This is a genomic window from Nguyenibacter vanlangensis (genome assembly GCF_013376155.1).
GTDB classification, from domain to species: Bacteria; Pseudomonadota; Alphaproteobacteria; order Acetobacterales; family Acetobacteraceae; genus Gluconacetobacter; species Gluconacetobacter vanlangensis.
This window is the reverse complement of sequence record NZ_JABXXP010000575.1, coordinates 1-1,812: the sequence shown is the minus strand read 5'-3', so window position 1 is coordinate 1,812 and position 1,812 is coordinate 1. Positions and strand designations below refer to the sequence as shown.

Here is a 1,812-nt window from a genome sequence, read left to right as displayed (position 1 = left end):
GGCGACGGCGGTGACGACGATCGGCCGGCCGGCGCGGTCGGCCACGATCGATTCGTTGGCGCGCAGCAGCTTGACCAGGCCGGCGCCGACGGTGCCCAGCCCCGCGACGCCGATCCTGAGCGGCGTGATGTCCCCTCCCGCCTGTCCGCCTTTGCCGTCCGCGCTCATGGTCTTCTGGTTCACCTGTCGTCCTGTCTTTGTCGAGGGGCGCGGCGGGGCCGCGCCCGAAAATGTGATCCGGCGCCGCCTGGCGGCGCGCGGATTGGGCCTAATGCGCCGGCGTGGGAGCCGGCTGGCGCGCCTCGGGGCGGGGGGGCGGGACGTTTACTCCGTGGCGGGTCATGAACTGGCGGATCGCCCGCGTGGCCTGGCGCAGGCGCTGGGTGTTCTCCACCAGGCCGATGCGCACGAAATCATCGCCATATTCGCCGAAGCCCAGGCCGGGGGCGACGGCGACGCCGGCTTCGCGGAGCAGCAGCTTGGAGAAATCGACGCTGCCCATCGCGCGGAATTGCGGGGGGAGAGGGGCCCAGGCGAACATCGAGCCCTCGGGCGAGGGGACGTCCCAGCCCGCGGCGTGCAGGCCGCGGATCAGCACGTCGCGCCGTTCGCGATAGAGGGTGCGGATGTCGTCGACGCAATCCTGCGGGCCGCTGAGGGCGGCGACGGCCGCGACCTGGATGGGGGTGAAGGCGCCGTAGTCGAGATAGGATTTGATGCGGGTCAGCGCGGTGATCAGGCGGGGATTGCCGGCCGCGAAGCCCATGCGCCAGCCGGCCATGGAATAGGTCTTGGACAGCGAGGTGAATTCGACGGCGATGTCCTTGGCCCCCGGGACCTGGAGAATCGAGGGCGGCACCCGGTCGCCGAAATAGATTTCGGCGTAGGCGAGGTCGGACATGATCCAGATCTCGTGCCGGCGGGCGAAGGCCACCAGCTCGCGGTAGAAATCGAGATCGGCGACGTAGGCGGTGGGATTGGAGGGGAAATTGACGATCAGCGCGGTGGGCTTGGGCACCGAATGGCGCACGGCGCGGTCGAGGGCGCGCAGCATGTCCTCGTCCGGCGTGGCGGGGACGGAGCGCACCGAGGCGCCGGCGATGATGAAGCCGAACTGGTGGATCGGGTAGGAGGGGTTGGGCACCAGGATGGTGTCGCCCGGGCTGGTGATGGCGGCGGCGAGGTTGGCCAGGCCCTCCTTGGAGCCCAGGGTGGCGATCACCTCGGTCTCGGGGTCCAGTTGCACGTCGAAGCGGCGGGCGTAATAGCCGGCGAGCGCGCGGCGCAGGCCGGGGATGCCGCGGCTGACGGAATAGCGGTGGCTGCGCGGGTCGGCGACGGTTTCGACCAGCTTCTGCACGATATGGGGCGGGGTGGGGGTGTCGGGATTGCCCATGCCCAGATCGATGATGTCCTCGCCCCGGGCTCGCGCCGCGGCCTTGGCCTTGTTGACCTCGGCGAAGACATAGGGCGGCAGGCGGCGGATGCGGTGGAATTCTTCGGTCATGGGTGGCTCGTGAATATCCGTCCGGGCGCGTGGTTCGCTCCCGGATCTGAGGTCTGAAACGCCGTCTCGCGCCGCCTGCTCGGGCGGCGCGGGCGCGACTGGCGGGGACGTGCCCCGGCCATGCGCAGATATAACGACGCCGCCGCCCGGCAGGCAACCGCGCCGAGGCGCGGCCGCAGATCGTTTATTGCGGAATGGATCGGCCGGGTTGAGGATTATTGCGTGAAACTGATGCGGGCGCCGTCGCCGAACGGATGGCCGCGCAGGCGGATCGTGCCGGCGGGCACGCCGTCGGCGACCAGCCT

General features: G+C 70.2%; 1 protein-coding gene and 1 pseudogene. Both read right to left on the bottom strand.

The genetic code is table 11. From position 1 onward, the window contains the following. Window positions 1-183 (bottom strand): annotated as a pseudogene (locus tag HUK84_RS16805) (hypothetical protein); the annotation flags it as partial. 85 nt (window positions 184-268) lie between these two features. Next, complete coding sequence (locus HUK84_RS16800; RefSeq protein WP_176641298.1) at window positions 269-1,507, bottom strand: LL-diaminopimelate aminotransferase; 1,239 nt, start codon at window positions 1,505-1,507, stop codon at window positions 269-271. Window positions 1,508-1,812 lie beyond the last annotated feature (305 nt).